Genomic DNA, 1,976 nt, shown 5'->3' with positions numbered 1-1,976 from the left:
GCCGAAGGCGCCGTGCGGGGCAAGGCTCGCCCCCGCGGACGGGAGGTTCCGCGGGGGCGAGCTCTCCGGCGTGGGAGCGGGCGCCGCTCGGGACGGAGCGAACGCCGGAAGGCACTCCCAAAGGCGACCTTTCCAAGAACGCTCTTCTCGGCCGCCATCGACGGCGATCAAATTACCATCGGGTAATCCAAGAGACAAGAGCTTTATGTCACTCCTTTTGAACAACTCGAAGGTCACCTTCGTTAGACTTCGACCTTTTACCGCGACACGGACAATTAACGCATGCCAGCTTTAGACAGCGGCCACGGCGACAGGCACGATAGCCCTCGTGGTTCAGGCCCCCGCACAGCCGCGCTCCCATCGCCCCTCGATGACCGTTCCCACTCCCCCGGTCACCGTGGAAGATCTCGACACGGGCGGGCATGATGACGCTCGGTTCGAGCTCCTGGACGGCTTGTGCGTCCTGCGACCATGGCCGACACCGCTGCGGGCCCGCGTCACGGCGCGCCTGGTCCGGATCCTGGCGGGCACGGCCTCCTCCGGAGCTCAGATCCTGCCGGCCGGGATCGGGGTGGAGCTGTCCCCCCGCAGTCTGCTCGTGCCGGATGTCGTGGTAGCGGCGAGCGGTGACACCGGCCGTCGGCTCCGGGGCACCCCGTCCCTCGTCATCGAAGTGGCCGACGCCAGCACCCGGCGCTACAACCGCACCCTCAAACTCGATCTCTACCGGCAACGCGGCGTGCCGTCCTGCTGGCTGATCGACCCGGACACCGCCACCATCGAGGCGTACGACCTGGTCGCCGATGCGTACCTCGCCACCCGCACGGTCAGCGGGAAGGAGACCTTCACCGCCACTCAGCCCTTTCCGGTGGCGATCCAGCCGGCCGAGCTGATCGACCCGCCCGACTCGGAGTGATGGCGCGACCCCGACCGCTACCCCAGGACGTCGTCGGCGTCGACGATGGTGTAGGCGTAGCCCTGCTCGGCGAGGAATCGCTGGCGGTGTGCCGCGTACTCCTGGTCGAGGGTGTCGCGGGCCACCACCGTGTAGAAGTGCGCCGTGCGGCCGTCGGCCTTGGGCCGCAGCACCCGACCGAGCCGCTGGGCCTCCTCCTGGCGGGAACCGAACGTGCCCGAGACCTGCACGGCCACCCCGGCCTCCGGCAGGTCGATGGAGACATTCGCGACCTTGGAAACGACCAATGTGGTGATCTCCCCGGTCCGGAACGCCTCGAACAGCCGCTCCCGCTCCCGGTTACGGGTAGAACCCTGGATGACCGGGGCGTCCAACAGCTCCCCGAGCTCGTCGAGCTGGTCGAGATATGCGCCGATCACCAGCACCCGGTCATCGGAGTGCCGGCGGACGAGACGTTCCACCACCGCCCGCTTGCTGCGGGCGGTGGCACACATCCGGTACCGCTCCTCCGGCTCGGCGACGGCGTAGGCCATCCGCTCGTCCTCGGTGAGCGTGACGCGCACCTCGGTGCACTGCGCCGGCGCGATCCAGCCCTGTGCCTCGATCTCCCGCCACGGGGCGTCATACCGCTTCGGCCCGATCAACGAGAAGACGTCGCCCTCCCGGCCGTCCTCCCGGACGAGGGTCGCGGTCAGGCCGAGCCGACGACGGGACTGGATGTCGGCGGTCATCCGGAAGACCGGCGCCGGGAGCAGATGCACCTCGTCGTAGACGATCAGACCCCAGTCCCGGGCCCCGAACAACTCCAGGTGCAGGTATTCGCCCTTACGCCGGGCCGTCATCACCTGGTAGGTAGCGATGGTGACCGGCCGGATCTCCTTGCGCTCCCCGGAGTACTCGCCGATCTCCTCCTCGGTCAGCGAGGTGCGGCGCAGCAGCTCGTGCCGCCACTGCCGGCCGGCCACCGTGTTCGTGACCAGGATCAGCGTGGTCGCCCCGGTCTGGGCCATGGCCGCGGCGCCGACGATGGTCTTCCCGGCACCCGCGGGCAGCACGACGA

Annotated in this window: 2 protein-coding genes; one reads left to right on the top strand and one right to left on the bottom strand. The window is 69.0% G+C overall.

Going from position 1 to position 1,976, the window contains the following annotated elements:
- Window positions 1-370 precede the first annotated feature (370 nt).
- On the top strand, window positions 371-916 hold the full coding sequence (locus AC08OV_RS21060) for a Uma2 family endonuclease (RefSeq protein ID WP_476593857.1): 546 nt from the start codon (window positions 371-373) through the stop codon (window positions 914-916).
- A gap of 17 nt (window positions 917-933) precedes the next feature.
- Here AC08OV_RS21060 and AC08OV_RS21055 read toward each other — a convergent pair.
- On the bottom strand, window positions 934-1,976 hold a 1,043-nt coding region (locus AC08OV_RS21055; RefSeq protein ID WP_476620172.1), incomplete at its 5' end, for a DEAD/DEAH box helicase.

The organism is Frankia sp. CeTa3Moorea, from assembly GCF_978021225.1.
The sequence above is the reverse complement of the archived record's forward strand: the minus strand, read 5'-3'. Positions and strand labels throughout refer to the sequence as shown.